The following is a 22,887-nucleotide window of genomic DNA, read 5'->3' on the forward strand; positions in this document are numbered from 1 at the left end:
GCCCCGGCTCAATCGTTCAGCGGCGGGTTCAACCTTTGCCGTGGCCTTGGGGCGGGGACGGGCGCTATGGCCGCCCGACCGGGCGTCGCTGCCGCGTCCGGGTCGAGACCGGACGTCACCATGGACCGTACCCAGAAAGCTGCCCTCCTGAGCGCCGGCCTCGGCGCCCTGGTGATGGGCCTGAAGTTCGTCGCCTACTGGGTCACCGGCAGCCTCGCGCTGTACTCGGATGCCCTGGAGAGCATCATCAACGTGGTGGCGGCGGTGTTCGCCCTCGTCGCCCTGCGGGTCGCCGCCCGCCCGGCCGACGACGACCACCCCTACGGCCACCACAAGGCCGAGTACTTCTCCGCCGTGATCGAGGGCGCGCTCATCATCGTGGCGGCGATCCTGATCCTGCGCGAGTCGTTCCACGGACTCATCGACCCGAAGCCCCTCGACGCGCCGGTGACCGGCCTCGTCGTGAACCTGGTGGCCACCGCGATCAACGGCGCCTGGGCCATGATCCTGCTGCGCCGCGGCCGGGAATGGCGCTCCCCCGCCCTTGTGGCGGATGCCCGCCACGTCATGGCCGACGTCGTCACCTCGGGCGGCGTGCTCGCCGGCGTCGCCCTGGTGGCGCTCACCGGCTACGCGATCCTCGACCCGCTCATCGCCGGTCTGGTCGCCCTGAACATCCTGTGGTCGGGCTGGGGCATGGTCCGTGACTCGGTCAGCGGGCTGATGGACAAGGCGGCCCCCAGCGAGATGGTCGCCCAGATCCGCGAACTCATCTCCCTCCACAGCACCGGCGCCCTCGAGGCGCACGACGTCCGCACCCGCCATGCCGGACAGGCCACCTTCATCGATTTCCACCTCGTGGTGCCGGGCACGATGACGGTGCAGGATTCGCACGCCATCTGCGACCGGCTGGAAGCCGCCATCGAGACCGCCATCGAGGGCTCGGTGGTGGTCATTCACGTCGAACCGGGCGAGCACGCGAAGGGCCGGGGCGTGCCGGTGATCTAGGGCGTTCGCCGCAGAGGCTGCCGACGCCCCGGCCCGGTCGTAACGTCGGTCAAGAAATCACCTAGCCGACACTAGACGACCGGTCTAATTTGCCTTAAGTAGCCCTTATGGCACAGGCGAGCGGCACCATCGACGTCCGGCAGGGAATCCTCGACACGGCCCACCGGATCGTGGGTGTGAAGGGCTTCTCCGGCGTCGGGCTCAACGAGATCCTGCTGGCGGCGCGGGTCCCGAAGGGGTCGTTCTACCACTACTTCGGATCCAAGGAGGCTTTCGGCGAAGCGCTCCTGGCAGATTACTTCGCGGCTTACCTCGCCGACATCGATGTGACCCTGTCAGAACCTGGTCTCAGCCACGGCGAACGCCTGATGACCTACTGGCGCAAGTGGCAGGCGACGCAGGGGAGCATCGATCACCAGCGCAAATGCCTCGCCGTGAAGCTGGCGGCCGAAGTCTCGGATCTCTCCGAGCCCATGCGCCTGGCCCTGAAGGCCGGAACGGCCGGGATCATCGACCGGGTGACGGGCGCGATCGAGGCCGGCGTGGCGGACGGGTCGCTTCGGGTCGCCGGCGGCGCCCGCGAGACCGCCGAGATGCTCTACCACCTCTGGCTCGGGGCGAGCCTGATGGCGAAGATCGACCGAACCGACGCGCCGTTCGAGGCCGCCATGGCCACGACCCGGCGCGTCCTCGACCTGCAACCGGACTGATCGCGCGACACAGATAGTGCATCGCGGATGGGATCGGCTCAGTTTTCAGACGACTGGTCTACTGATGAAGGATGAAAGGGCCGTGGACATGCCATCGGAGTACACCCACACCGTCGCCCCCGGCCCGTTGCGCGGCGAACGCGGCACCTCGCCGTTCGGGGGCTCCACCGCCTCGGCCTAGGCGCGTATCACCTTTTCGGTGATCGGCGCCGTCGGGATGGCGGGGTTCGGCCTGATCCGCCGCACTGACGATCCCGATCGGCAGGCCGAGGCAGGACGATCCCGCGCAATGCGCGTCGTAGCCGAGCTCCGATTCCCGACCCACTGACGGGCCGGCCCTGCGGCCCCGACCCCGTATCCCTTCACGACACCCGCTAATTTCGCAGACGGAGAGCACCCATGAAGATCCTGATGGTCCTGACCTCGCACGATACGCTCGGTGACACCGGGCGGAAGACCGGCTTCTGGCTGGAGGAACTCGCCGCGCCCTACTACGTCTTCAAGGACGCGGGCGCCGAGGTGGTTCTGGCCTCGCCCAAGGGCGGCCGGCCGCCGCTCGACCCCAAGAGCAACGAGCCGGATTTCCAGACGGACCTGACCCGCCGGTTCGAGGCCGATGGCGCGGCCAACGCCCAGCTGTCCGACACGGTCCGGCTCGACGGCGTCAGCCACGACGCATTCGATGCCGTGTTCTATCCCGGCGGGCACGGGCCGCTTTGGGACCTGGCCGAGGACCCCGCTTCGATCCGGCTGATCGAGACCACCCTCGGCGCGGGCAAGCCGGTGACCCTCGTCTGCCACGCCCCCGGCGTGCTGCGCCACGCGAAGGCCCCGGACGGCAAGCCGCTCGTTTCCGGTAAGGCCGTCACGGGCTTCACCAACACCGAGGAGGCGGCGGTGGGCCTGACCGAGGTCGTTCCGTTCCTCGTGGAGGACGAGCTCGCCCGCAACGGCGGCAGATTCTCGAAGGCGGGCGACTGGGAGCCGTACGTGGTCGCCGATGGGTTGCTGATCACCGGGCAGAACCCGGCCTCGTCCGGCCCCGCGGCCGAGCGCCTGCTGGGCCTGCTCGCGGGCGCCTGAGGCTCCGCGAAGCCAAGACGGGTCGCGCTGTCGTTACGGCGCGCTCGGCATCCCAGCCGGTCGCGCCCACCTCATCGAATCTCGGGCGGGTGCGTCAGTCGACCGAAACCGTCGGCCCGAAGATCGTCTCGAAGGCGGCGCGCAGCTGCATGTCGACTTCGGGCATCGAGACGAGGTGGCCGAGATCGACGAGGCTGGTGACGCCGTGGCCGGCGATGCCGCAGGGCACGATGCCGGAAAAGTGCGACAGGTCCGGTTCGACGTTGAGGCTGATGCCGTGGAAGCTGACCCAGCGCCGGACCCGGATGCCGATGGCGGCGATCTTGTCCTCGACCGCCGCGCCCCGCTCCGGATGCCGGACCCAGACCCCGACCCGGTCCTCCCGCCGCTCGCCGCGGACGTTGAAAGCCTCCAGGGTCGCGATGATCCAGGATTCGAGGGCCGCCACGTAGGCCCGCAGGTCCCGGCGGCGCCGGTCGAGGTCGAGCATCACGTAGGCCACCCGCTGGCCGGGGCCGTGATAGGTGTACTGCCCGCCCCGCCCCGTTCGGTGCACCGGAAAGCGCCCGGGCGCGACGAGGTCGGCATCCTGCGCCGAGGTGCCGGCCGTGTAGAGCGGCGGATGCTCCAGCAGCCAGACCAGCTCCGGCGCCTGCCCCACCGCGATGGCCGCGGCCCGCGCTTCCATGGCGGCGACGGCCTCCTCGTAGGGCACGAGCGCGTCGCTGACCCGCCAGTCCACCGGCGGTGCGCCGGCCCTGGGCCGGAAGTCCCGCGTCGGGAGCGCCAGCCGGGCGGCGTTTAGGGTTTCGTTTACCAAGACTTCACCATCGCGCGTGGAAGGTGGAGGGAAGGGTGGACGCCGCATCGCGCGCCGCCCCGGAATGGGGGACTGGGCGCGTGGCGGTTCTGGAAGACCTGAAGGTCGATCTTAAGGTGGTGCTCGGCCGCAGTCACATGCCGCTGCACATGTTGCTGCGCATGGGCCGGGGCGCCGTGATCGAGCTCGAATCCACCGAATCCGATATGGTCGAGATCCTCGCGAACGACCACCCGATCGCGCGCGGCCAGATCGTCGTGACGGGCAACCGCATCTCCGTGGAAATCACCGAGCTGATCCGCAAGGCCGAGGTGGTGCGCCTCGCCGGCGTGACCATCGGCGAGGGCGCGGTCCCCGTCCTCGAAAGCGGCGTCGATTTTCTCTGATCCCGCCCTCGCGGCGCTTGTCGGACGGAAATCCCTCTGTTATTGGCTGCGCCGCGCCCCGAGAGATCGGCCGCCGCAGCCGAGTGAGACAGGATCTCCGGGCCCGGTGACCGACGCGAACGGTGTGTTGACGATGCGGCCATGGCGGAATTGGTAGACGCGCTAGCTTGAGGTGCTAGTCCTGCAAGGGGTGGAGGTTCGAGTCCTCTTGGCCGCACCAACTCAACTGAGTTGGTGTCCCCTCCTGAACTGACGAGGCCGCTACCGGGCCTCCCCATCTTCCTCCGACATTCCGATCGATCCGACGCCCTGCACCGGCGTGCGGGACCCTTTTGCAGGGCGGATCTCACATCGAGACCGGCTCGCGCAGGGGCGCGTAGGTGGCGCGGTAGCTGCGTGGCCCGATCACGGGCAGCAGCCGGTTTCGCGCCCAGTCCGGCCAGGTGGCGGTGCGCGACAGGCGATCGGTCATGGCCTGGACGTGGACCACGCGGGGCCGACGGCGCGCCTCGTAGGCGGGGCCGACCGCGGTCCAGTCCCGTTCCCGCGCCACGAGGTCGGACAGCACCAGGGCATCCTCCAGGCCGAGGGCGGCCCCCTGTGCCCAGACCGGCGCGGTGGCATGGGCGGCATCGCCGGCCAGGAGGACCCGGCCTTCGCTCCAGCGCGCGATCCGTACCTCTTCGAGCGGGGAATGATGGATCGCGCCGGGATGCGGCAGCACCCGGTCCAGCGTCTCCTGCACGGCGCGCGGGAAGCGGTCGAACACCCGGCGGACCTTCGCGAGGTCCCAGTCGCCCGCACCGAACCGGCTGATCGACGCCCAGCCGTAGACCTCGCCCTGGTCGACCGGGATCAGCAGGAACAGGCCGCCCGCCCCCGCCCAGAGGGTCCAGGCATCGATCCCGGGATTGGGGGCCATGAAACGCCAGCTGGCCTGGCCGAGCACGGCCGCGCGGGTCGTCTGCTCGCCGAACACGGAGCGCCGGACCGTCGAATGAACCCCGTCCGCGCCGACGAGCAGGCCGCCCCGTTCCGACCCGTCCGCGCCGAGATCGACGGTCACGCCGGAGGCGGTCGCCTGGACCGCGCGGATGGTACAGCCGCGCCGGACCGCCTCCGCCGGAAGATCCTGGGCCAGGAGGCGCTGCAGGTCGGTGCGGCGCAGGCAGTGCGGGCAGGCCGCCTCCCCCCAGAATGCCGCCTCGTCGACGGCGAACAGCAGGTCGCCGCGATGGGTGCGGTAGGCGCGCCGGCGGACGGGCGATCCGACGCGCCGCAGGTCGTCGCCCAGTCCGAGCTGCCCGAGGGCCTGCACGGCGTTGCCCGGGAGATTGATGGCGAGCCCACCATCCCCCGGCGCCGTGCGCCGCTCCAGGGCGAGGACGGGTACCCCACGCCGATGCAGGGCCCGCGTCACCGCGAGGCCAACAATGCCGCCGCCGGCAACGAGAACGCGATCGCCTGCATCATCGATCATTTAGTTTCTCCATCCGCGTCCCGGTTGCGGCCGAACGCTCGGCACCGGCGCCAGGGTGACGATAGGGCGAGCGCGACGGAACCGTCTGCCCCGCCGAACCTTCCTGCTGCGGGTCGCCGCCGTGTGAATTCGCTCAGTACGGGGACCGAGCGTGCAGGTCTGCCCTGTGCAAAACTGTCTTGCCCGGGCCCGGCTTGTACGAGACCGATGCCCACGGCCCGGCGCTTGCAAGCTCTGTGTCGGCGTCGGAGGCGACGCTTGCTCGCGGCGTCTCGCATCGCCGCCCGGACGCGGTGAATGAAAACGGGTGTCATCGCGGCCGAATCTACGTAGGTATTACGCAGACGCTCGCCGAGCGCAGGGGGAAGCGGAATGCGGTTGATCGAGGACGTGGATGCGAGAGGGGGGCGTCGGCTCCTGCGCGGCGCCTATATCTGGTACCGCTTCACCATCCTGGCCGTTCGCGAGATCCTGACGCGCCGCGACACCCAGCACGACCGGGACGGGTCGACCGCCTATCCGAAATCGCGTGCCGAGTCCCATCCGCGCCGGCTGTCCTGGTCGAGCGGTCCCAAGGCCTGAGTCTCTTCCGGCCCTTCGCCGAACCGACCGCGTGACGGGTCGATCGGTCCGGGAATGACCGCGTCGCGCGCCTCGGCTCAGCTCTCGAGGCGCTCGTCGCCCAGGAACTCGATCCCGAATCCCGACAGGCCGACATAGGCCCGCGACGAGGTCGCGAGATTGCGGATCGACGAGACCCCGAGATCGCGCAGGATCTGGGCACCGAGCCCGACTTCGCGCCACTGCGCCACGCGCTGGGCTTCCGCGCCCTCCGCCGCGAAGGGCTTGAGGGGCACGCCGGCCGTGCCGTCCCGCAGGTAGACGAGGATGCCGCGGCCCTCCTCGGCGAAGCGACGCATCACCGCCTCGATCTGGCGGCCACCCTCAATGACGTCCGCCACGACGTTCGACCGGTGCAGGCGCACCAGCACGTCCTTGCCGTCGCCGATGCGGCCGTGGACGAAGGCGAATTGCTGCACGGTCTCGAAGGGCGTGGTGTAGGCGTAGCCCGTCATCTCGCCGAACTCGGTCTTCACCGGGAAGGTGCCGACCCGCTCCACGAGCGTCTCGCGGGCCTGCCGGTAGGCGATGAGATCGGCCACCGAGACCCGCTTCAGGTTATGCAGCTCGGCGAAGGCCGTGATCTGCGGTCCCTTCATCACCGTGCCGTCGTCGTTGGCCAGCTCGCAGATCACGCCCACCGGGGGCAGGTTCGCGAGCTTGCACAGGTCGACCGCCGCCTCGGTATGGCCGGAGCGCATGAGCACGCCGCCATCCTTGGCGATGAGCGGGAAGACGTGGCCCGGCCGGACGAAATCGTCCTCGCCCATGTTGCCGTTGGCCAGCGCCCGCACCGTGTTGCAGCGCTGCTCGGCCGAGATGCCCGTGGTGAGGCCGTGCTTGACGTCCACCGTTACGGTGAAGGCGGTGCCCAGGGGGGCGTCGTTCGAGGCCACCATAGGGTCGAGGCGCAGGCGCCGGGCCTCGGCCCGGGTCAGGGGCGCGCAGACGATGCCGCAGGTGTTGCGGATGATGAAGGCCATCTTCTCCGGCGTGCAGAGCGAGGCGGCGACGACGAGGTCGCCCTCGTTCTCGCGGTCGTCGTCATCGGTGACGACGACGATTTCGCCGCGGGCATAGGCCTCGATGGCCTCGGTGATGTGGGTGTGGGGCACGGGCTGTCTCTTGACGGTTCGCGGATCGACGGCGGCGGGCGCTGGCGGGGTCAGACCCGCGCGCCGACCTGCCCCCGGTGGCGCAGATAGTGATCGGCGAGGACGCACGCCATCATGGCCTCGGCCACCGGGACGGCGCGGATGCCGACGCAGGGGTCATGGCGGCCCTTGGTGACGAGGTCGACGTCGCGGTTCTCCCGCGTCACGCTCATGCGCGGGGTGAGGATCGACGAGGTCGGTTTCACGGCGAAGCGGCAGACCACCGGCTGCCCGGTGGAGATGCCGCCGAGGACGCCGCCGGCATGGTTGGCGAGGAAGGTCGGGGCGCCGGCATTGCCCGAGCGCATCTCGTCGGCGTTCTCCTCGCCTCGCAGGGCCGCCGAGGCGAAGCCGTCGCCGATCTCGACGCCCTTCACGGCGTTGATCGACATCATGGCGGCGGCGAGGTCCGCGTCGAGCTTGCCGTAGATCGGCGCGCCGAGGCCGGGGGGCACGCCCTCGGCCACGACCTCGATCACCGCGCCCACGGAGGAGCCGTCCTTGCGGATGCCGTCGAGGTAATCCGCGTAGAATCGCGCGGTCTCCGGGTCCGGGCAGAAGAACGGGTTGGCGTTCACGGCCTCCCAGTCCCAGCGCGCGCGGTCGATGGCGTGCGGGCCCATCTGCACCAGGGCGGCCCGGATGGTGACGCCGGCCGGCAGGACCTTGCGGGCGATCGCGCCCGCCGCGACGCGCGCCGCGGTCTCGCGGGCCGAGGAGCGCCCGCCGCCGCGATAGTCGCGGATGCCGTACTTGGCGTCGTAGGCGTAATCGGCATGGCCCGGCCGGTAGCTGTCGCGGATCTCGGAATAGTCCTTCGAGCGCTGGTCGGTGTTCTCGATCTCCAGGGCGATCGGCGTGCCGGTGGTGACCTGGACGCCGCCGGTGCGGTCGTCGGCGAAGACGCCCGAGAGGATGCGGACCTGGTCGGGCTCGCGCCGCTGCGTCGTGAAGCGCGACTGGCCGGGCTTGCGCCGGTCGAGTTCGGCCTGAATGTCCTCCGCCGAGAGGGCCAGCCCGGGGGGGCAGCCGTCCACCACGCAGCCGAGGGCGACCCCGTGGCTCTCGCCGAAGGTGGTGACGCGAAACAGGTGTCCGAACGTATTGTGCGACATGGCGCCCTCGCTCTAGCGCGGGTTTGGCCGGAGGGCCAGCGTGGGGCCATGCGCGGCGCCGGGGGCGACCGTGCGCCAGGACACGCGCCGCACCTCAGACGTCCGGTCGCGCCAGCACGCCGCCCGTGGTCGGCTCGCGCACGCCGGTGGTCGACGGGAAGGTGATCGGCAGGCCCTTCAGCGAGCGCACCGCGAGATGCGCGAAGGCCTGGGCCTCCAGGTAGGCCGAGGACCAGCCGATGGCGTCCGCCGTCGTGATCTCCGCGCGCAGGTGATAGTTCAGCAGGCGGACGAGCTCGCCGTTGCGGGCGCCGCCGCCGGCGACGATCCAGCGCGCCGGGATCTCGGGGGCGTGGTCGAGGGCCCGGGCCACCGCGCGGGCCGTGAAGGCCGTGAGGGTCGCGGCGCCGTCCTCGGTGGAGAGCTGGCCCGCGAGCTTGTGAGAGAACCAGTTCCGGTCGAGGGATTTCGGCGGCCGCCGGGCGAAGAACGGGTGGATCAGCAGCCAGGCCAGCAGCGGCTCGTCGGGACGGCCGCGGGCGGCGGTGCGGCCGCCGTCGTCGAGGGGACGGCCGGTGCGCTCCCGCATCCAGTCGTCGATCAGCGCGTTGCCGGGCCCCGTGTCGAAGGCGATGACGTTGCCGTTCGAGGACAGGATCGTGGCGTTGGCGACGCCGCCGATGTTGAGGATGCCCAGTGCTCCCTCGAAGCCGGAGGCGCGGGCCAGGGCCTGGTGGAACACCGGCACCAGGGGAGCGCCCTGCCCGCCCGCCAGCACGTCGGCGTGGCGCAGGTCCGAGACCACGGCGATGCCGAGGCGACGGCTCAGCGCCGCGCCGTCGCCGATCTGCACGCTCATGCGCTGGTCCGGCCGGTGCACCACGGTCTGGCCGTGGAAGCCGATGACGTCGATGTCGGCCGGCGTCAGGTGGTTGTCGGCCAGGAAGCTCTCGACAGCCTCGGCATGGGCGGCGGTGACGAAGGCCTCGGCCTCGGCGAGGCAGCCCGGCCGGTCCTCGCGGGCGGTGACTCCTTCCGAATCCATCAGCGCCTGGCGGAGCAGGGCCCGATCCTCCTCGCTGTAGCCGCGATAGCCCGTCGGCCCGAGGGGTTCGAGGTAGCCGTTGTGGCTCTGCACCACCCGCACGGTCTCGCCGTCGGTCTCGATCAGGGCGACGTCGACGCCGTCGAGGGACGTGCCGCTCATCAGTCCGATCGCGCGCATCATCGTCATGGTGCCCTCCCCGGGCCTCGATGCCCGTGCCTTCCGTCCGCAGCCCTGCTAAGAGCCGCCCCAACAACCCGTGCGGTGCTATCACGCGGCCTTCGGCCCTGTCCCGCGCCGCGATCCACCAGACCGGAACCTCGCATGTCCCCCGACGCCACCCAGGCAGCACCCGCCAAGCCCGTCGACGCCTTCGTGCCCCAATCCGACTTTCTGAAGGTGCTGACGGAGCGCGGCTACATCCACCAGGGGTCGGACCTCGCCGGCATCGATGCGGCCGCGCGCGAGGGCCGGCTGACGGCCTATGTCGGGTACGACTGCACCGCCGCCTCCCTGCATGTCGGCCACCTTCTCTCGATCATGATGCTGCACTGGCTCCAGGCAACGGGCGGCACGCCGATCACCCTGATGGGCGGCGGCACGACGCGGGTTGGCGATCCCTCGGGCCGAGACGAATCGCGCAAGATCCTCACCCTCGAGCAGATCGAGGAGAACAAGGCCGGCATCCAGAAGACCTTCTCGCGCTTCCTCGGCTTCGAGGCCGGCGGCAACGGCGCGACGATGATCGACAATGCCGAGTGGCTGACGAAGCTGAACTACATCGAGATGCTGCGCGACATCGGGCGCCACTTCTCGGTGAACCGCATGATGTCGATGGACAGTGTGCGCATGCGCCTGGAGCGCGACCAGGAACTCTCGTTCTTGGAATTCAACTACATGATCCTGCAGTCCTATGACTTCGTCGAGCTGAACCGCCGCTACGGCTGCGTGCTGCAGATGGGCGGCTCGGACCAGTGGGGCAACATCGTCAACGGCATCGACCTCGGCCGCCGCATGGGGACGCCGCAGCTCTACGGGCTGACCTGTCCGCTCCTCACCACCGCCTCGGGTGCCAAGATGGGCAAGACCGCGGCCGGGGCTGTCTGGCTCGATGCCGGGATGCTCAGCCCGTACGATTACTGGCAGTTCTGGCGCAACACCGAGGACGCCGATGTCGGCCGCTTCCTCAAGCTGTTCACGCTGCTGCCGATGGACGAGATCGCCCGCCTGGAGGCCCTGACGGGTGCCGGTATCAACGAGGCCAAGAAGGTCCTGGCGACAGAGGCCACCGCCCTGATGCACGGACGTGAGGCGGCGGAGGCCGCCGCCGAGACCGCCCGCAAGACCTTCGTCGAGGGCACCGTGGCGCAGGACCTGCCGAGCATCACGGTGTCGCCCGACCTCCTGGAGGCCGGCCTCGGCGTACTCTCGGCCTTCGGCCCGGACTACGCCAAGCTCCTGCCCTCCACCAGCGAGGGACGTCGCCAGATCAAGAGCGGGGGCCTACGCGTCAACGACGTGGCGGTGACGGACGAGCGCGCAGTTCTGCGCACGGCCGATCTCACGGCGGACGGCGTGATCAAGCTCTCGTTCGGCCGCAAGAAGCACGTGCTCGTCCGGGTCGGCTGAGACAGGGCTCGCGGTAGCGTGTGAAGACCCCGCGGGAAGATCGGAAACCTGCAAGGTCCCTCGCCTTGGTCGAAGCCCATGGACGTGGCATGACCGTTCGATGCGCATTCCTTCGCTTCCCGACTATCGCGTGGCCGTCTCGGCCTGCCGAAGCGTGAAAGGTCGCTTTCGCTGGTCGGTTCGAACGACGGGCTACCATCCCTACCGGTCCCCGGACACCTACCCGTCCGCGGCCCACGCGCTCGCGGCGGGGATCTCGCACGCGCATGTCCTGGCCGACCGGCACCCGATCCGCTCGCGGATCAACGACGGGAGCTGGCTTTAGTCTCGCACACATCGAAACCGCGTCGGCGGCATCGAACGAGTGCACAATAAATGTAGGTGAATGATCGATCGGAGCGTATACTGATTTTCGGGTAGGGTGCTCCATGACAATTCAAGAATTCATTCGAGTGCGTCGATCGTCGGCAGCACAAGCGGCCGTTGTCGGTGCGACTCGTGCCTTGGAGAGGGCGTTTCCCCTCATCGAGAACGACGAGACACTCAACCGTCTGGGTCGGGCCTTGGCCGCCCTGATCGAACTGGAAGTGGTCGCGAGTCCCGGGGGGACCGTGGTGGCCGCCTGATGACGGAAGAGCAATCGCGACAGAGACCGTCGGAGCGGACGGGATGGACTGCCGGGGAGCGCACGCCGCCTAGAGGCCGCCGAGATTCGACGAACGTACGGGCAACGCCCCGGGACCGCTGGAGCCTGGCCTGAGCGGCCGGCCCACCGCCTGACCGTCCTTGCTTCCCTCGGACCGGACGAACCGCTGTGTACGTGATGCGCAGGCAAAATCGGGACGTCCGATGGCCGGTCGATTCTTGCTTGGCCCCAGGAGCGAGGCGCGGCGGCGGTTCGGATCTTCCGTCGCGATCAGCGCTGGATCCAGGGCGCGGCCATGCATGTCCCGACGATGAAGACGATCGCTGCTGCGCACACTTGCAGAGCGGAAGACGTCATCTCAGGAAACGTCTTCGCCTGACGGCCGGGCGGAGCCCAGACCATTCTGGCGCCGATCGCCAGAGCGGCCGTCGCAACCGCGACGTCGAGCACTGCTTCGAGAAAGTCTTTCATCCTGGACGACCTAATCCCATTGCTGGCTATCGAGGTTGCAGGCTCCGTTCGTCAGCTTGGCGATGGCCGTCATGGCCTCGTCGAGGCTCGGGTGCCGGACCTTCACGGTCTGGAGGATCGTTCCCGGCTCCGGTCTGATGCTGAATGTTTCTCCCGTCGCGCTTCTCCGGATCGTTCCCAGGTCGCGACCTAAGCGATCCTTCAGCGACCAGACATCGACATCCGATTTCACCGGCGTGAGTACGACGTCCATCGGCGATCCTCGGAAGACTGATCTGCGGGCGCCGGCATGCGAATTGTCGGTCGGCGCCGCGCAAGACGCGGCGTCAGTGATGCGCTCGGCGCAGGGTTCTGGCAATCCTGAAAAATAAATCAGACAGCGTTTTTATTTGTCGGTGATCGTGGAAACACGTGTATGTTCATCTCTATATTTAGAAAAAGGCGATCCATGTTCCGTATTATTCTCCGCCACGAAGCCTCCGCTCTCGGTTCGAAGGCCTGGACCGGCGACTTGGACTCGGCGAAAGCGCACGTGAAAAAGCTGATCGACGAGCCGTGTGCGGGCGTTCGACCGACCTCCGCCGAGATCCGCGATGGAGTCTCGCAGGCGATCGTCCACCGCTATCCGCTCCTGCCCTAGCGCCGCCTCGGCCCCCGGAAGTTGGAGCGCGGCCCCTCACGGAGGCGCGTGCGGAGCCTTCCGGGGACGATCCACCGCGAGAGGCTCCGTGCGGCGCTGGCGGCCGATGAAGTCCACGAAGGCGCGTAGCGGCGCCGGCAGGTAGCGCCGACCGGGATAGTAGAGGAACGGGCCCGGGAATCGCTGCCACCAGGGTTCCAGCACGGGCTCCAGGGCGCCGCTGTCGAGGTGCGGCCGGATCCAGTCCTCGAACAGGTTCAGGATACCGACTCCGGCGATCGCCGCGTCGATGGCCAACTCGGTCGCGCCTCCGACGCGCACCACCAGCGGTCCCGTCGGCTCCACCCGGACGATCTCGCCGTCCCGCTCATACTCCCAGGCCGGCATGGCGCCGCTGGCGAAGCGACCGCCGATGCAGGCATGGGCGAGGAGGTCGCGTGGGTGCTCCGGACGACCGCGCCGGTCGAGATAGGCCGGGGCCGCCACAGTGGCGAAGCGCTGCTCCCGCGGGCCGATCGGGACCGCCACCATGTCCTGCTCCAGGCGCTCGTCGTAGCGGATGCCGGCATCGCAGCCGGCGGCCAGCACGTCGACGAAACTGTCATCGGCGATCACCTCCAGGCGGATCTCGGGATAGGCTGCCAGAAAGGGTGGGACGATCCGGGGCAGCACCAACCGGGCCGCGCTCACCGGCACGTTGAGCTTCAACGTCCCCGCCGGCCGATCGCGAAAACCATTGACCACGTCGACCGCTGCGGCGACCTCGCCGAGGGCGGGTTTCAGGCGTTCCAGCAGGCGCAGGCCGGCTTCGGTCGGGACGACGCTGCGGGTTGTCCGGTTCAGGAGCCGGACCCCGAGGCGCGCTTCCAGCCGCCGCACCGCCTCGCTCAGTCCGGAGGCGCTGAGACCACTTGTGCGGGCGCCATCGCGAAAACCGCCCGCCTCCGCCACGGCGACGAAGGCCGCGAGTTCCCCGAGATCGGTGCCCATCGTTCGTTTTCCCGCACGGCCCGTGCACATTGTGCCGGATTATCGCGCGGACCGGCAGGGCCTAGGTGGGACGCACCACAGAGGAGTTTTCCATGACCGACCACGACAGGACGAACGGGCTCGAAACGGCCGGCACCTACCGACTCGGCGACCGGACGGTGAGGCGGATGGGCTACGGCGCCATGCAGCTCGCCGGCCCGCAGGTGTTCGGCCCCCCGAAGGACCGGCCCCGGGCCGTCGCCGTGCTGCGGGAGGCGGTGGCCGCGGGCGTCAACCACATCGACACCAGCGACTTCTACGGACCCCACGTCACGAACCAGATCATCCGCGAGGCGCTGCATCCCTACCCGGACGACCTCGTTCTCGTCACCAAGATCGGGGCCCGGCGGGGACCGGACGCCTCCTGGAACCCGGCCGCCTCGGCCGAGGACCTGACCGCCGCCGTCCACGACAACCTGCGGAACCTCGGCGTCGCGGCGCTCGACGTGGTGAACCTGCGGATCATGTTCGACGCCCACGGCCCCGCCGAGGGGTCCATCGCGGAGCCCCTGGGCGCCCTCGCCGACCTGCAGCGCCAGGGGCTGGTGCGTCACATCGGGCTCAGCAACGTGACCCCGCGCCAGGTGGCGGAGGGGCGCGCGATCGTGCCCATCGTCTGCGTGCAGAACGCCTACAACCTCGCGCACCGGGCGGACGACCCGCTGGTGGACGAACTCGCCGCGGCCGGCATCGCCTACGTGCCGTTCTTCCCCCTCGGCGGCTTCAGCCCGCTCCAGTCGACGACGCTGTCGGCCGTCGCCGCGCGCCTCGGCGCGACGCCGATGCAGGTCGCCCTCGCCTGGCTCCTCGCACGGGCGCCCAACATCCTGCTCATCCCCGGCACGTCGTCGCCGGCTCACCTGCGCGAGAACATGGCGGCCGCCGCCCTGGCACTGCCGGAGGACGCGATGGCGGAGCTCGACGGCATTGGCGGCGCGGCCTGATCGCGACCGCCCGTCGCGTATACGACCCGCCGGTGGACGAGGCCCTCAGCGCTCGGTCTCGTTCATCGGCGTGCCGGCGGCGAGCCCATCGTTGCCGCCGCCCGCGCTGAACAGCTTGCGCAGGATGCCGGGGGCGAGGGCCGAGAGTGGGTTCACGCTCACGTCAGGCTTGGCGAGGCGGCCCGAGACCCGGAAGTTGAGGGCGAACAGGCCCTCGTTCCGGCCGCCGCCCAGGAGCTGGCCGAGGATCGGCAGCTGGGAGACGACGTTGTTCAGGCCGTAGAGGGGTACGAAGGTGCCGTTGATGTCGGTGCGCTCCTTGGCGGTGTCGAGGAAGCCCGTCATGGTGAAGCCCATGGCGGGGTTCGAGATCGCCGCGTCGCTGATGTCGATCCGGCTGCCCGTGCGGGTGAAGATCGCCCGGAGGCGGTCGAACTCCACGTCGTTGCCGGCATTCTGGACCACGTATTTCCGGCCGCGCGCGTCCGTGACCTCGCTGGTCGCCGGTCCCTGCGCCATGATGCTCGACAGGGCCGGCTCGTTGCGCAGGATGAAGTTGCGGATCTGGACGGAGCCCGGCTGCGGCCCGTCGTTCAGGGCGCTCGTCATGATCAGCTTGCCGCCGTACATCCGCTTGTAGATGTCGGCGAAGCGCAGGGTCGAGCCGGCATCGAGCGTCTCGATGGTCACGCTCGATCCGCCGCGGTCGGTGTGCGTCACCTGCGCCGAGAAGGGCGCGCTGCTGAACTTGCCCTGGACGCGGCCGCTCCGGAGGTCGCGGCCGCGCAGGGACAGCTTGGCGCTGGCGTTGGTCAGGGATTCCCCGTTGAAGCCGCTGACGATGCCGAGGTTGAGATCGGCCTCGACATCCTTCGGACTGGCGTCCCGGCTGCCCTTGGCATCGGGGCCGGCGAGCCCGCGCAGGAACGGGCGCGCGTCGGCCACGGCGCCGCGGACAGCGACCCGGTAGGCGTTGCCGCCGGTGCGGTCGACCTGGAGGCGCATGTCGTCGCCGGGCGAGAGCTTCAGCGCCGTCAGGTCCAGGCGCTCCAGTCCCCCGTCGCCGTTGAGGCTGGCGCTGCCGCGCGCCATCAGCGGCGCGGCGTCGACGACGAGATCGCGCAGATCCTGGGTCCCGTTCGCCCCCTCGTTCACGGTGAAGCTGGCGCGCCCTGGCTTGCCGACGGCCTTGGTCACGCCCGGCAGGAGGCCGTCGCTCCCCATCCGGGTCAGGTCGGCCTCCACGCGGATCGGGGGCTTGCCCGGTCCGGTCCGGCCGATCGGAAGGGTCAGGCGGACCGGGATGGTGCCGGCGATCTGGGGCGCCTGGGGCAGGCCCTTGCGGGCGCGCAGGGCATCGTCGACGGCCAGGCCGACGTTCATCTCGCCGGGGGCGCCGGCCTTCGGCTGGCGAAGGTCCACCGTCATGGGAGCGCCCATGACGCGGCCGTCGCCCTTGAGCGAGAAGGCGCCCCTGTCGCAGAGGATCGTGAAGCGTCCGCCCTCGAGACGCTCCTTCCCGAACACCTTGTCGACCGCGATGTCCGACAGCGTCCCGGTGATGCTGACCGGCAGGTCCGGCAGGTCGGGGATGTGCTTCAGATTGAGGGGGAAGTCTATCCGGAGATCCGCGGCCCCCTTCACCGTCCCGGGGTCGAGGTCGAGGCCCGTGAGGGTCTTGAACATGTTGGTCTGCAGCAGTGAGACCAGGGCGTCCGCGCCGCCGCTGAGGCGCAGCCCGATCTGCGCCGTCACCGTGTCCGGGGTGATCTTCGGGATGACGAAGGACCCGTCCGAGATCGACAGGGTCCGGTTGTCCGCCATGCGCACGTCGGCGGTGACGTTGCGGATCTTGGTGGTCTGCCCGGTGATCGTGCCGGTCACCTTGCCTCGGGTGAGCGGCGGCGAGTCGGGCACCACCATCAGCGTGGCGTCGGAAACCGCGAAATCGATATGCACCGCGTTGTCGGGCATCGGCTCGCCGCGGGTGGCGGCGGCGAGCTCCGAGCCACTCATGTCCACGGTGATGTCGACGGAATTGACCTTGCCGCCGCGCAGGTTGTCCACGAGGTAGTTGCGGGCGGGCGGCGCCACGTGCTCGGGCCACAGGCGCAGCGCCATGCGGCCATCGGTGTCGGCGGCGACGATGTGCAGGGTCAGCCCGTCATCGTCGGCCGAGGTGCCGATGGTCCCGGTAATCCGGCCGTTGGCGGCCCCGGCCCGGACCGAGAAATCGTCGATCACGACACCGCCGGCCTTGCCGGTGAGATGGGTCGAGACGGTGTCGAGGCTCACGGGCCTGTCGACCGCGTTCGCTCCGCGCAGCACGGCATCCTTGCCCGCGAGTTCCAGGGTCCAGGCGGATTCGGCGCCGGCGGGCGCGGCGGTCCAGGCACCGGTGAGGTGCACCGTGTTGCCGGCCCCGCGATAGTCGAGGGCATCCAGCCTCATCGAACGGCCGGCCTCGTCCCAGCTCACCGCGGCCGCGAGGCTGTCGATGGTGACCGGGTTGAAGTCCTTCTCCTCGATCAGGACATTGCCGCCGCCGGTGCGGATCTCCGCCGTCATCGTCTCGATGCGGCCGGCGTCGATGGCCACGTCGGCTTTCGCCGAAAGCTTGAGGTCGGTGTCCACCGGCAGCTTCGACTGGCCCGACAGGAGCAGCAGGTCGGTAATCGGCAGGTCGTCGAGGGTGATGATGCCGGTGCGCTTGGTGCCGCCGGCCTCGTGCAGGTCGCCGCCGAAGCGCCATTCCCCGTGCGGGCCGTCGATGCGCAGTTCGAAGACCCGGGCGTCGCGCACCGCATCGCGGCGGAACAGCCCGTTGACGTGCTCGAACACGGCGCGCTGGCGGGCATCGTCGTCGATCAGCGTGAGGCGTCCGTTGGTGATCCGCGCCCGGTCGAGGGCGCCGATGACCCCGGCAGAATCGAGCACCACCCCGAAGATCGAGGCGACGCTGGCGGAGATCGGCGAGACGTGGCCGGCCGCGGCATCGACGCTCGGAAGGGTGTGGGGCACCACCGCGCTGCCCTGGCTGCTGTCCGAGGCCGCGAAGGCGATGCTGCCGTTGCGATGGACGAGGGCCGTCATCTGCAGGTCCCGGAACTCGATGGCCCGCGGCTGCACCGAGAGGCGCAGCAGGCTCCAGGTGTCGAGGCTGACCACGGCCAGGGGCGCCCGCACCACCAGGGCGCCCTCGGGATTGTGGATGTCGAGGCCGGCGACCCGCAGGGCCAGGGACTGTTCGGAATCGATCTCCAGGGCGCTGTCGCTGAGCGCGACGCGCCAGCCGGGACCGATGCTGCTGGCGATCGCCGAAGCCACGCGCTCCGACATGCCGTCGATGCGCAGGGGGCCCATCGACAGGCGACCGATGACGCCGCCGACGGCGACCATCAGGCCGACCACGAGGACGGCCGCAATCCAGAGCAGCGGCCGCCGCCGTGCGGCGGGCCGCGCGGGCCGCAAACCTTTGGCCGTTTCCTGGTCCATCAATCCTTGTGCCGCTGGATCGGAACGTCCCCTCGGGCTATCGAGCGGCAGTCCTACGGGTTTCAGCTTTCGCGGGTCTATGGCGTTTGTCGGTCCTGGTGCACCGGGGGATCGGGCTCCCGTCGCGGTACAACCCCCGAGGCACACCATCAATCGGCCGAAAGGAAGGCATGATGCCCCTCGATACCGGAGATCAGGCGCCCGATTTCACCCTGCCGGGCGCCGGCGACGAGACGATCAGCCTCGGAGAGCTGAAGGGCCGCAAGGCGGTCCTGTACTTCTACCCCAAGGACGACACGAGCGGTTGTACCCTGGAGGCGCAGGGCTTCAACGCCCTCGGCCCGGACTTCGCCGCGGCTGACACCATCGTGATCGGGGTGTCGCCGGACCCGGTCAAGAGCCACGACAAGTTCCGCGCCAAGTACGCCCTCACTTTCCCGCTCGCCTCCGACGAGGGCAAGGCGATGCTGGAGGCGTACGGCGTCTGGGTCGAGAAGAGCATGTACGGCCGGAAGTACATGGGCGTCGAGCGCACGACGATGCTCCTCGACCGGGAGGGGCGCATCGCCCGGATCTGGCCGAAGGTGAAGGTGCCGGGCCACGCCGAGGAGGTCCTGGCCGCCGCCCGCGACCTCGCCTGACGCCGGAATCTGCATGATGAATCGCCGGGGCAGCGCCTTGGCGGTTCGTTAACCCTGATTCGGGCAGGGTGACGCGGTGGATCAGGTCACGCGTCCCATGCGATCGTCTTCTCGGAAACCTTCCTCGACGGCGACCCGCGTCGTCTCCGCCGCCCCGGCCTCGACCCTGCGGTCCCGCCTCCTTGCCGGAGCGCTGGCCGTCGCCGTCACCTGGGCCGGCGGGGCGACGTACTACCTCGTCTTCCACGACGAGGTGCTGGCCCGCTTCGTCTCACAGCAGAGCGCCCTCCAGTACGGCTACGAGGAGCGGATCGGTACCCTGCGCCTGCAGCTCGACCGGGTGACGATGGAGCAAGCAGCGTCGCGCGACGGCCTCGCCCAGCGCATGGCCGAACTCGCGCGCCGGCAGGCCGCAATGGAGGCCCGCCAGGTCGCCATCGCCACCCTGGCGGGCGACCCCGGCGCCGCGACCCTCCCGACCCCTGCGATCGAGGCGCCCGAGCCTGCGCCCAAATTCCCGTCGGGGTCCCTGTCCGGATCGCTACCGGGGGCCAAGCCCTTCCCGACGCCCGAAGCGCTCCAGCTTCGCACCGATGTTGAACCCACCCCCGGCCGACAATCCGCCCGCGTGGTCGAGGGGACGGTCGCGGCCCTCGAGCAGCGCCTGGACGGCCTCGCCGAGGCCCAGTCCCGCGTGCTCGCCACCATCGGATTGCGGGCCGGCAAGGGCGCCCAGCGCCTGCGTAGCCTCGTCACCCGCCTCGGCCTCGACCCGACCCGCTTCGAGCACGAGCGCCCGGCCGGCATCGGCGGCCCGCTGGTGCCCCTGAGCGGCGACGCCTTCGCCCTGTCCCTATCCGAGGTTCAGCGCTCCCTGGCCGAGGAGGCGCATCTGCGCCGGATCACGGCCGCCCTCCCCGTCCGTCGTCCGCTCGCCGGGGAGATCAGCCTCTCCAGCAATTTCGGCGCCCGCCTCGATCCCTTCACCCGCGGCTACGCCATGCATACCGGCATGGACATGCGGGCGGAGACCGGCGAGCCGGCCCGTGCCACGGCGGCGGGGCGCGTCACCGTGGCGGAATACAATGGCGGTTACGGCAACATGGTCGAGGTGGATCACGGCCACGGCCTCGTCACCCGCTACGCCCACCTCTCCGCCTTCGACGTGACGCCGGGCCAGTCGGTCGAGCCGGGTACGATCGTCGGGCGCGTCGGCTCGACCGGCCGCTCCACGGGCAGCCACCTGCATTACGAGACCCGCATCGACGGCGAGCCGGTCGACCCCGTGCGCTTCCTCAGGGCCGCCGACGCGCTCTGAACGGCCCCGCGCCGCCCCCGCATCGGGACGCGGGGGATGCCGGGCGATCGCGTTGCGGAACCGGCCTGCCCCGACCCCGGGATCGCGGCGGCGCCTCCCCGAACGGGGGAGACGCCGTCCGACGACCCCGAAACGCGGATGGCCGCCCTACTCGATGTCCTCGACCACGTCGGCGCCGCCATAGACGCGCTGGGCCAGGGAGGCTTCCATGAACGGATCGAGTGAGCCGTCCAGCACCGCGTCCGGATCGGTGGACTGGGTGCCGGTGCGCAGGTCCTTCACGAGCTGGTAGGGCTGCAGCACGTAGCTGCGGATCTGGTGGCCCCAGCCGATATCGGTCTTCGCGGCGGCCTCGGCACTCGCCTTCTCCTCCCGCTTCTTCAGCTCGGCCTCGTACATGCGGGCGCGCAGCATGTTCCAGGCGGTGGCCCGGTTCTTGTGCTGCGAACGCTCCTGCTGACACGCCACCACGATGCCCGTCGGGATGTGCGTGATGCGCACCGCCGAATCGGTCGTGTTCACGTGCTGGCCGCCGGCGCCCGACGACCGGTAGGTGTCGATGCGGCAGTCGGATTCCTTGATCTCGATCTCGATACGGTCGTCGATGACCGGATAGACCCAGACGCTGGCGAAGCTGGTGTGGCGGCGCGCGCTGGAATCGTAGGGCGAGATGCGGACCAGGCGGTGCACGCCGGATTCGGTCTTGAGCCAGCCATAGGCGTTGTGGCCCTTGATCAGGAGCGTGGCGCCCTTGATCCCGGCCTCGTCGCCGTCCGACCACTCGACGATCTCGACCTTGTACTTCCGGCGCTCGGCCCAGCGGGCATACATGCGCTGGAGCATGTTGGCCCAGTCCTGGCTCTCGGTGCCGCCGGCGCCCGAATGGACTTCGAGGTAAGTGTCGAAGCCGTCGGCCTCGCCGGAGAGCAGGGTCTCGATCTGGCGGCGCGCGGCCTCCTTCTCGACGGCGCGGACGCCGGCCTCGCCTTCCTGGATGGTGGAGTCGTCGCCCTCCATCTCGCCGAGTTCGATCAGCGTGTGGGCGTCCTCGAGGTCCTGGCTCAGCTTCTTGATCGCGGTCACGGCGTCATCGAGCTGGGTGCGCTCGCGCATGACCTTCTGGGCCGCCTCGGCGTCGTTCCAGAGTTCGGGGTTCTCGGAAGCCGCGTTCAGCTCCGCGAGGCGTTTCTCGACGGTATCCCAGTCAAAGATGCCTCCTCAGCAGTCCGATCGACTGCTTGGCGGCATCCGAGAGTTGTTCGATCTCGGCGCGCATCTGGTGTTTCGGGCTCGTGTGTGCGGGGTGTGGGAGCGGGTGATACCGGGCCGGCCGGATGGTGTAAACGGCGCGGACCTGAAACCGCGGGTGCGTCGCGCGCCCTTCCAGGAGCGTTCGGCGTGACGGAGATCGACGGAATCCGGCTGCGCCTGCTCGCCGGGACCGCCCTGGTGATCGCGGCCGGCCTCGCCCTGCGGCTCTTCGCGCTTGGGCTGCCGGGGCCGGTGGTGAAGTGGGGTGGATCGATCCTCTGGGGCGCGATGGTCTACGGCCTCGTCGGTCTCGTCGTGCCGCTGCCGCGCCGGCGCATCGTGGCCGTCGCGGCGGCGATCGCCCTGGCGGTGGAGCTGTTCAGGCTCGTTCACACGCCGGCGCTGGACGCCTTCCGGCTGACGCTCGCGGGCAAGCTCCTGCTCGGGCGGGTCTTCTCGCTGTGGAACCTCGCCGCCTACGCAACCGGTATCCTGGCCGCGCGCTGGGCCGACCGGCGCTAGCGGAGAGCGGGACGGACGTAGTCCGGCGGGCCGATCCGGGCCGGCGCCAGGACGAATTCGCGGGGGCGGTGGCGCTGGTTGAGCGGCCCCTCGGTGATCCCGTCGCTGAAATAATCGGTCCCGGTCAGGCCGAAGCCGCCGCCGTTCATGACGTGCGGGACGGGAATCGCCTCGGGAACGTCCGGGATCGGCCGGCCGGAGCTCGGGCTGGTCGGTAGCACCACCGGGCCGTTCGTGCCGAGATAGAGGGTCTGCGCGGAGGCCGCGACGGTGAACCCGAGACCGATCAGGCCAGCAGCGAGGAGGGTCCGCATCATCAGCACCACGATCAAATTCCGGCGGGCAGTCAGGAGACCCGGAGGGACGCGCCCGGGGCCACCATGCCCCAATCCGGTGCGCCTGTCCGTGTCCGTTCGGTCGCGCGGGCGCGACAATCGTCGCTGTCCAATGCGAAAGCGGTTGCGTCGGCCGGCCCCGGAACGACGAAGGCCGGGCGTCGGCCCGGCCCCGCGACGCGCTCCGGTGATCTCAGCCCTTGGCGCGGACCACCACCGAGCGCTCCTGGAGCACCGGTTCGCAGGTGGAATAGAAGCCGTTCAGCACGGTCGGGCGCGAGCTGCACTCGTAGCCGAGGGTCGGCTCGGGCGCCGGAACCGGGTCGCGGGCGACGATCGGCTTCGGAGCGCAGGCGCCCGCGGAGGCGCTCAGCACCAGGGCGACGGCAAGGGTCAGGCGACGCATACGAACCTCGGGCCTCGGCGAACGCGCCGCGCGCACACAGGAAACGCGGCGCGGCCTCGTTGCGACCCTGCTGAGCGCGCACCGCCGTGACAAGCACGTCGGTGCGTTTCGGCAAGCTTTGCGGCCGGCTGTCTCCCG

23 protein-coding genes and 1 tRNA gene are annotated in these 22,887 nt (G+C 69.9%); 12 read left to right on the plus strand and 12 right to left on the minus strand.

Annotated elements, in window-relative coordinates; translation table 11 throughout:
- The first annotated feature begins 120 nt into the window (after positions 1-120).
- The 3 genes from AC1MGR_RS19210 (at position 121) to AC1MGR_RS19220 (ending at position 2,801) form a co-directional block, all read left to right on the plus strand.
- Complete coding sequence (locus AC1MGR_RS19210; RefSeq protein ID WP_108034272.1) at positions 121-1,008, plus strand: cation diffusion facilitator family transporter; 888 nt, start codon at positions 121-123, stop codon at positions 1,006-1,008.
- 107 nt (positions 1,009-1,115) lie between these two features.
- Positions 1,116-1,718 carry a TetR/AcrR family transcriptional regulator gene (locus AC1MGR_RS19215; protein ID WP_480232593.1) on the plus strand — a complete coding sequence of 201 codons (603 nt, stop codon included), beginning with the start codon at positions 1,116-1,118 and terminating at the stop codon, positions 1,716-1,718.
- Between the two features lie 399 nt (positions 1,719-2,117).
- Positions 2,118-2,801 (plus strand): type 1 glutamine amidotransferase domain-containing protein, encoded by a 684-nt coding sequence (locus AC1MGR_RS19220; protein WP_480232594.1) that lies wholly within the window; start codon positions 2,118-2,120, stop codon positions 2,799-2,801.
- A 94-nt stretch (positions 2,802-2,895) separates the two neighbouring features.
- On the opposite strand, the gene lipB is transcribed toward AC1MGR_RS19220, so the two are convergent.
- Positions 2,896-3,687, minus strand: coding sequence for a lipoyl(octanoyl) transferase LipB (gene lipB, locus AC1MGR_RS19225; protein ID WP_480234841.1), 792 nt, complete (start codon positions 3,685-3,687; stop codon positions 2,896-2,898).
- A 14-nt stretch (positions 3,688-3,701) separates the two neighbouring features.
- Between lipB and AC1MGR_RS19230 the strand changes: the two genes are divergently transcribed.
- Positions 3,702-4,007, plus strand: coding sequence for a FliM/FliN family flagellar motor switch protein (locus tag AC1MGR_RS19230; protein ID WP_108034267.1), 306 nt, complete (start codon positions 3,702-3,704; stop codon positions 4,005-4,007).
- Between the two features lie 135 nt (positions 4,008-4,142).
- Positions 4,143-4,227: transfer RNA gene (locus tag AC1MGR_RS19235), tRNA-Leu, on the plus strand.
- A gap of 126 nt (positions 4,228-4,353) precedes the next feature.
- Here AC1MGR_RS19235 and AC1MGR_RS19240 read toward each other — a convergent pair.
- Entirely contained in the window at positions 4,354-5,487 is a 1,134-nt protein-coding gene (locus AC1MGR_RS19240) for an FAD-dependent monooxygenase (RefSeq protein WP_480232595.1), read from the minus strand.
- Between the two features lie 372 nt (positions 5,488-5,859).
- Here AC1MGR_RS19240 and AC1MGR_RS19245 point away from each other — a divergent pair, with 372 nt between their 5' ends.
- On the plus strand, positions 5,860-6,069 hold the full coding sequence (locus AC1MGR_RS19245; protein ID WP_480232596.1) for a hypothetical protein: 210 nt from the start codon (positions 5,860-5,862) through the stop codon (positions 6,067-6,069).
- Positions 6,070-6,146: 77 nt separating this feature from the next.
- On the opposite strand, the gene ribB is transcribed toward AC1MGR_RS19245, so the two are convergent.
- The 3 genes from ribB to AC1MGR_RS19260 form a co-directional block, all read right to left on the minus strand.
- Positions 6,147-7,223: a 3,4-dihydroxy-2-butanone-4-phosphate synthase gene (gene ribB / locus AC1MGR_RS19250; RefSeq protein ID WP_108034264.1), complete on the minus strand. Its 1,077-nt coding sequence runs from the start codon at positions 7,221-7,223 to the stop codon at positions 6,147-6,149.
- Positions 7,224-7,273: 50 nt separating this feature from the next.
- Positions 7,274-8,377, minus strand: coding sequence for a chorismate synthase (aroC, locus tag AC1MGR_RS19255; RefSeq protein ID WP_480232597.1), 1,104 nt, complete (start codon positions 8,375-8,377; stop codon positions 7,274-7,276).
- A 94-nt stretch (positions 8,378-8,471) separates the two neighbouring features.
- Positions 8,472-9,611: an anhydro-N-acetylmuramic acid kinase gene (locus tag AC1MGR_RS19260; RefSeq protein WP_480232598.1), complete on the minus strand. Its 1,140-nt coding sequence runs from the start codon at positions 9,609-9,611 to the stop codon at positions 8,472-8,474.
- Between the two features lie 135 nt (positions 9,612-9,746).
- On the opposite strand from AC1MGR_RS19260, the gene tyrS reads away from it, so the two are divergent.
- Together tyrS and AC1MGR_RS19270 are read left to right on the plus strand one after the other, a co-directional pair.
- Complete coding sequence (gene tyrS, locus AC1MGR_RS19265; RefSeq protein WP_108034262.1) at positions 9,747-11,051, plus strand: tyrosine--tRNA ligase; 1,305 nt, start codon at positions 9,747-9,749, stop codon at positions 11,049-11,051.
- Between the two features lie 100 nt (positions 11,052-11,151).
- Positions 11,152-11,376, plus strand: coding sequence for a hypothetical protein (locus tag AC1MGR_RS19270; RefSeq protein WP_480232599.1), 225 nt, complete (start codon positions 11,152-11,154; stop codon positions 11,374-11,376).
- 591 nt (positions 11,377-11,967) lie between these two features.
- Here the strand turns inward: AC1MGR_RS19270 and AC1MGR_RS19275 are convergent.
- From AC1MGR_RS19275 to AC1MGR_RS19285, 3 genes are all read right to left on the minus strand, one after another.
- The gene (locus tag AC1MGR_RS19275) at positions 11,968-12,168 is read right to left on the minus strand and encodes a hypothetical protein (protein WP_480232600.1); all 201 of its coding nucleotides are present in this window, start codon (positions 12,166-12,168) and stop codon (positions 11,968-11,970) included.
- Positions 12,169-12,178: 10 nt separating this feature from the next.
- Positions 12,179-12,421 carry a hypothetical protein gene (locus AC1MGR_RS19280; protein ID WP_108034259.1) on the minus strand — a complete coding sequence of 81 codons (243 nt, stop codon included), beginning with the start codon at positions 12,419-12,421 and terminating at the stop codon, positions 12,179-12,181.
- A 423-nt stretch (positions 12,422-12,844) separates the two neighbouring features.
- A complete protein-coding gene (locus AC1MGR_RS19285; protein ID WP_480232601.1) occupies positions 12,845-13,798 on the minus strand; it encodes a LysR family transcriptional regulator in 954 nt (317 codons plus the stop codon).
- A gap of 92 nt (positions 13,799-13,890) precedes the next feature.
- Between AC1MGR_RS19285 and AC1MGR_RS19290 the strand changes: the two genes are divergently transcribed.
- Complete coding sequence (locus tag AC1MGR_RS19290) at positions 13,891-14,781, plus strand: aldo/keto reductase family oxidoreductase (RefSeq protein WP_480232602.1); 891 nt, start codon at positions 13,891-13,893, stop codon at positions 14,779-14,781.
- A gap of 45 nt (positions 14,782-14,826) precedes the next feature.
- Here AC1MGR_RS19290 and AC1MGR_RS19295 read toward each other — a convergent pair whose 3' ends face one another.
- On the minus strand, positions 14,827-18,276 hold the full coding sequence (locus tag AC1MGR_RS19295) for a YhdP family protein (RefSeq protein ID WP_480232603.1): 3,450 nt from the start codon (positions 18,274-18,276) through the stop codon (positions 14,827-14,829).
- 173 nt (positions 18,277-18,449) lie between these two features.
- Between AC1MGR_RS19295 and AC1MGR_RS19300 the strand changes: the two genes are divergently transcribed.
- Together AC1MGR_RS19300 and AC1MGR_RS19305 are read left to right on the plus strand one after the other, a co-directional pair.
- On the plus strand, positions 18,450-18,917 hold the full coding sequence (locus tag AC1MGR_RS19300) for a peroxiredoxin (protein ID WP_480234842.1): 468 nt from the start codon (positions 18,450-18,452) through the stop codon (positions 18,915-18,917).
- A gap of 97 nt (positions 18,918-19,014) precedes the next feature.
- Positions 19,015-20,235, plus strand: coding sequence for a peptidoglycan DD-metalloendopeptidase family protein (locus AC1MGR_RS19305; protein WP_480232604.1), 1,221 nt, complete (start codon positions 19,015-19,017; stop codon positions 20,233-20,235).
- Between the two features lie 147 nt (positions 20,236-20,382).
- Here AC1MGR_RS19305 and prfB read toward each other — a convergent pair.
- Positions 20,383-21,511, minus strand: a protein-coding gene (gene prfB / locus AC1MGR_RS19310; RefSeq protein WP_108034253.1) for a peptide chain release factor 2 whose coding sequence is annotated in 2 segments (ribosomal slippage) — positions 20,383-21,441 and positions 21,443-21,511 — 1,128 coding nt in all. Because the reading frame shifts where the segments join, the coding sequence is not laid out codon by codon here.
- A 122-nt stretch (positions 21,512-21,633) separates the two neighbouring features.
- Between prfB and AC1MGR_RS19315 the strand changes: the two genes are divergently transcribed.
- The gene (locus AC1MGR_RS19315) at positions 21,634-22,008 is read left to right on the plus strand and encodes a ribosomal maturation YjgA family protein (protein ID WP_480232605.1); all 375 of its coding nucleotides are present in this window, start codon (positions 21,634-21,636) and stop codon (positions 22,006-22,008) included.
- On the opposite strand, the gene AC1MGR_RS19320 is transcribed toward AC1MGR_RS19315, so the two are convergent.
- Together AC1MGR_RS19320 and AC1MGR_RS19325 are read right to left on the minus strand one after the other, a co-directional pair.
- Complete coding sequence (locus tag AC1MGR_RS19320; protein ID WP_480234843.1) at positions 22,005-22,325, minus strand: hypothetical protein; 321 nt, start codon at positions 22,323-22,325, stop codon at positions 22,005-22,007. The genes AC1MGR_RS19315 and AC1MGR_RS19320 overlap by 4 nt on opposite strands.
- Before the next feature lie 211 nt (positions 22,326-22,536).
- Complete coding sequence (locus AC1MGR_RS19325) at positions 22,537-22,749, minus strand: hypothetical protein (RefSeq protein WP_108034251.1); 213 nt, start codon at positions 22,747-22,749, stop codon at positions 22,537-22,539.
- Positions 22,750-22,887: the final 138 nt, after the last annotated feature.

It is taken from the genome of Methylobacterium sp. BI1, from assembly GCF_056680125.1.

What these genes read in the sequence shown, in the direction of transcription:
- AC1MGR_RS19210 (WP_108034272.1), top strand. Translation starts at nt 121, where the DNA reads ATGGACCGTACCCAGAAAGCTGCCCTCCTGAGCGCCGGCCTCGGCGCC.
- AC1MGR_RS19215 (WP_480232593.1), top strand. Translation starts at nt 1,116, where the DNA reads ATGGCACAGGCGAGCGGCACCATCGACGTCCGGCAGGGAATCCTCGAC.
- AC1MGR_RS19220 (WP_480232594.1), top strand. Translation starts at nt 2,118, where the DNA reads ATGAAGATCCTGATGGTCCTGACCTCGCACGATACGCTCGGTGACACC.
- AC1MGR_RS19240 (WP_480232595.1), bottom strand. Translation starts at nt 5,487, where the DNA reads ATGATCGATGATGCAGGCGATCGCGTTCTCGTTGCCGGCGGCGGCATT.
- AC1MGR_RS19245 (WP_480232596.1), top strand. Translation starts at nt 5,860, where the DNA reads ATGCGGTTGATCGAGGACGTGGATGCGAGAGGGGGGCGTCGGCTCCTG.
- aroC (WP_480232597.1), bottom strand. Translation starts at nt 8,377, where the DNA reads ATGTCGCACAATACGTTCGGACACCTGTTTCGCGTCACCACCTTCGGC.
- AC1MGR_RS19260 (WP_480232598.1), bottom strand. Translation starts at nt 9,611, where the DNA reads ATGACGATGATGCGCGCGATCGGACTGATGAGCGGCACGTCCCTCGAC.
- tyrS (WP_108034262.1), top strand. Translation starts at nt 9,747, where the DNA reads ATGTCCCCCGACGCCACCCAGGCAGCACCCGCCAAGCCCGTCGACGCC.
- AC1MGR_RS19270 (WP_480232599.1), top strand. Translation starts at nt 11,152, where the DNA reads ATGCGCATTCCTTCGCTTCCCGACTATCGCGTGGCCGTCTCGGCCTGC.
- AC1MGR_RS19275 (WP_480232600.1), bottom strand. Translation starts at nt 12,168, where the DNA reads ATGAAAGACTTTCTCGAAGCAGTGCTCGACGTCGCGGTTGCGACGGCC.
- AC1MGR_RS19280 (WP_108034259.1), bottom strand. Translation starts at nt 12,421, where the DNA reads ATGGACGTCGTACTCACGCCGGTGAAATCGGATGTCGATGTCTGGTCG.
- AC1MGR_RS19285 (WP_480232601.1), bottom strand. Translation starts at nt 13,798, where the DNA reads ATGGGCACCGATCTCGGGGAACTCGCGGCCTTCGTCGCCGTGGCGGAG.
- AC1MGR_RS19290 (WP_480232602.1), top strand. Translation starts at nt 13,891, where the DNA reads ATGACCGACCACGACAGGACGAACGGGCTCGAAACGGCCGGCACCTAC.
- AC1MGR_RS19295 (WP_480232603.1), bottom strand. Translation starts at nt 18,276, where the DNA reads ATGGACCAGGAAACGGCCAAAGGTTTGCGGCCCGCGCGGCCCGCCGCA.
- AC1MGR_RS19300 (WP_480234842.1), top strand. Translation starts at nt 18,450, where the DNA reads ATGCCCCTCGATACCGGAGATCAGGCGCCCGATTTCACCCTGCCGGGC.
- AC1MGR_RS19305 (WP_480232604.1), top strand. Translation starts at nt 19,015, where the DNA reads ATGCGATCGTCTTCTCGGAAACCTTCCTCGACGGCGACCCGCGTCGTC.
- AC1MGR_RS19320 (WP_480234843.1), bottom strand. Translation starts at nt 22,325, where the DNA reads ATGATGCGGACCCTCCTCGCTGCTGGCCTGATCGGTCTCGGGTTCACC.
- AC1MGR_RS19325 (WP_108034251.1), bottom strand. Translation starts at nt 22,749, where the DNA reads ATGCGTCGCCTGACCCTTGCCGTCGCCCTGGTGCTGAGCGCCTCCGCG.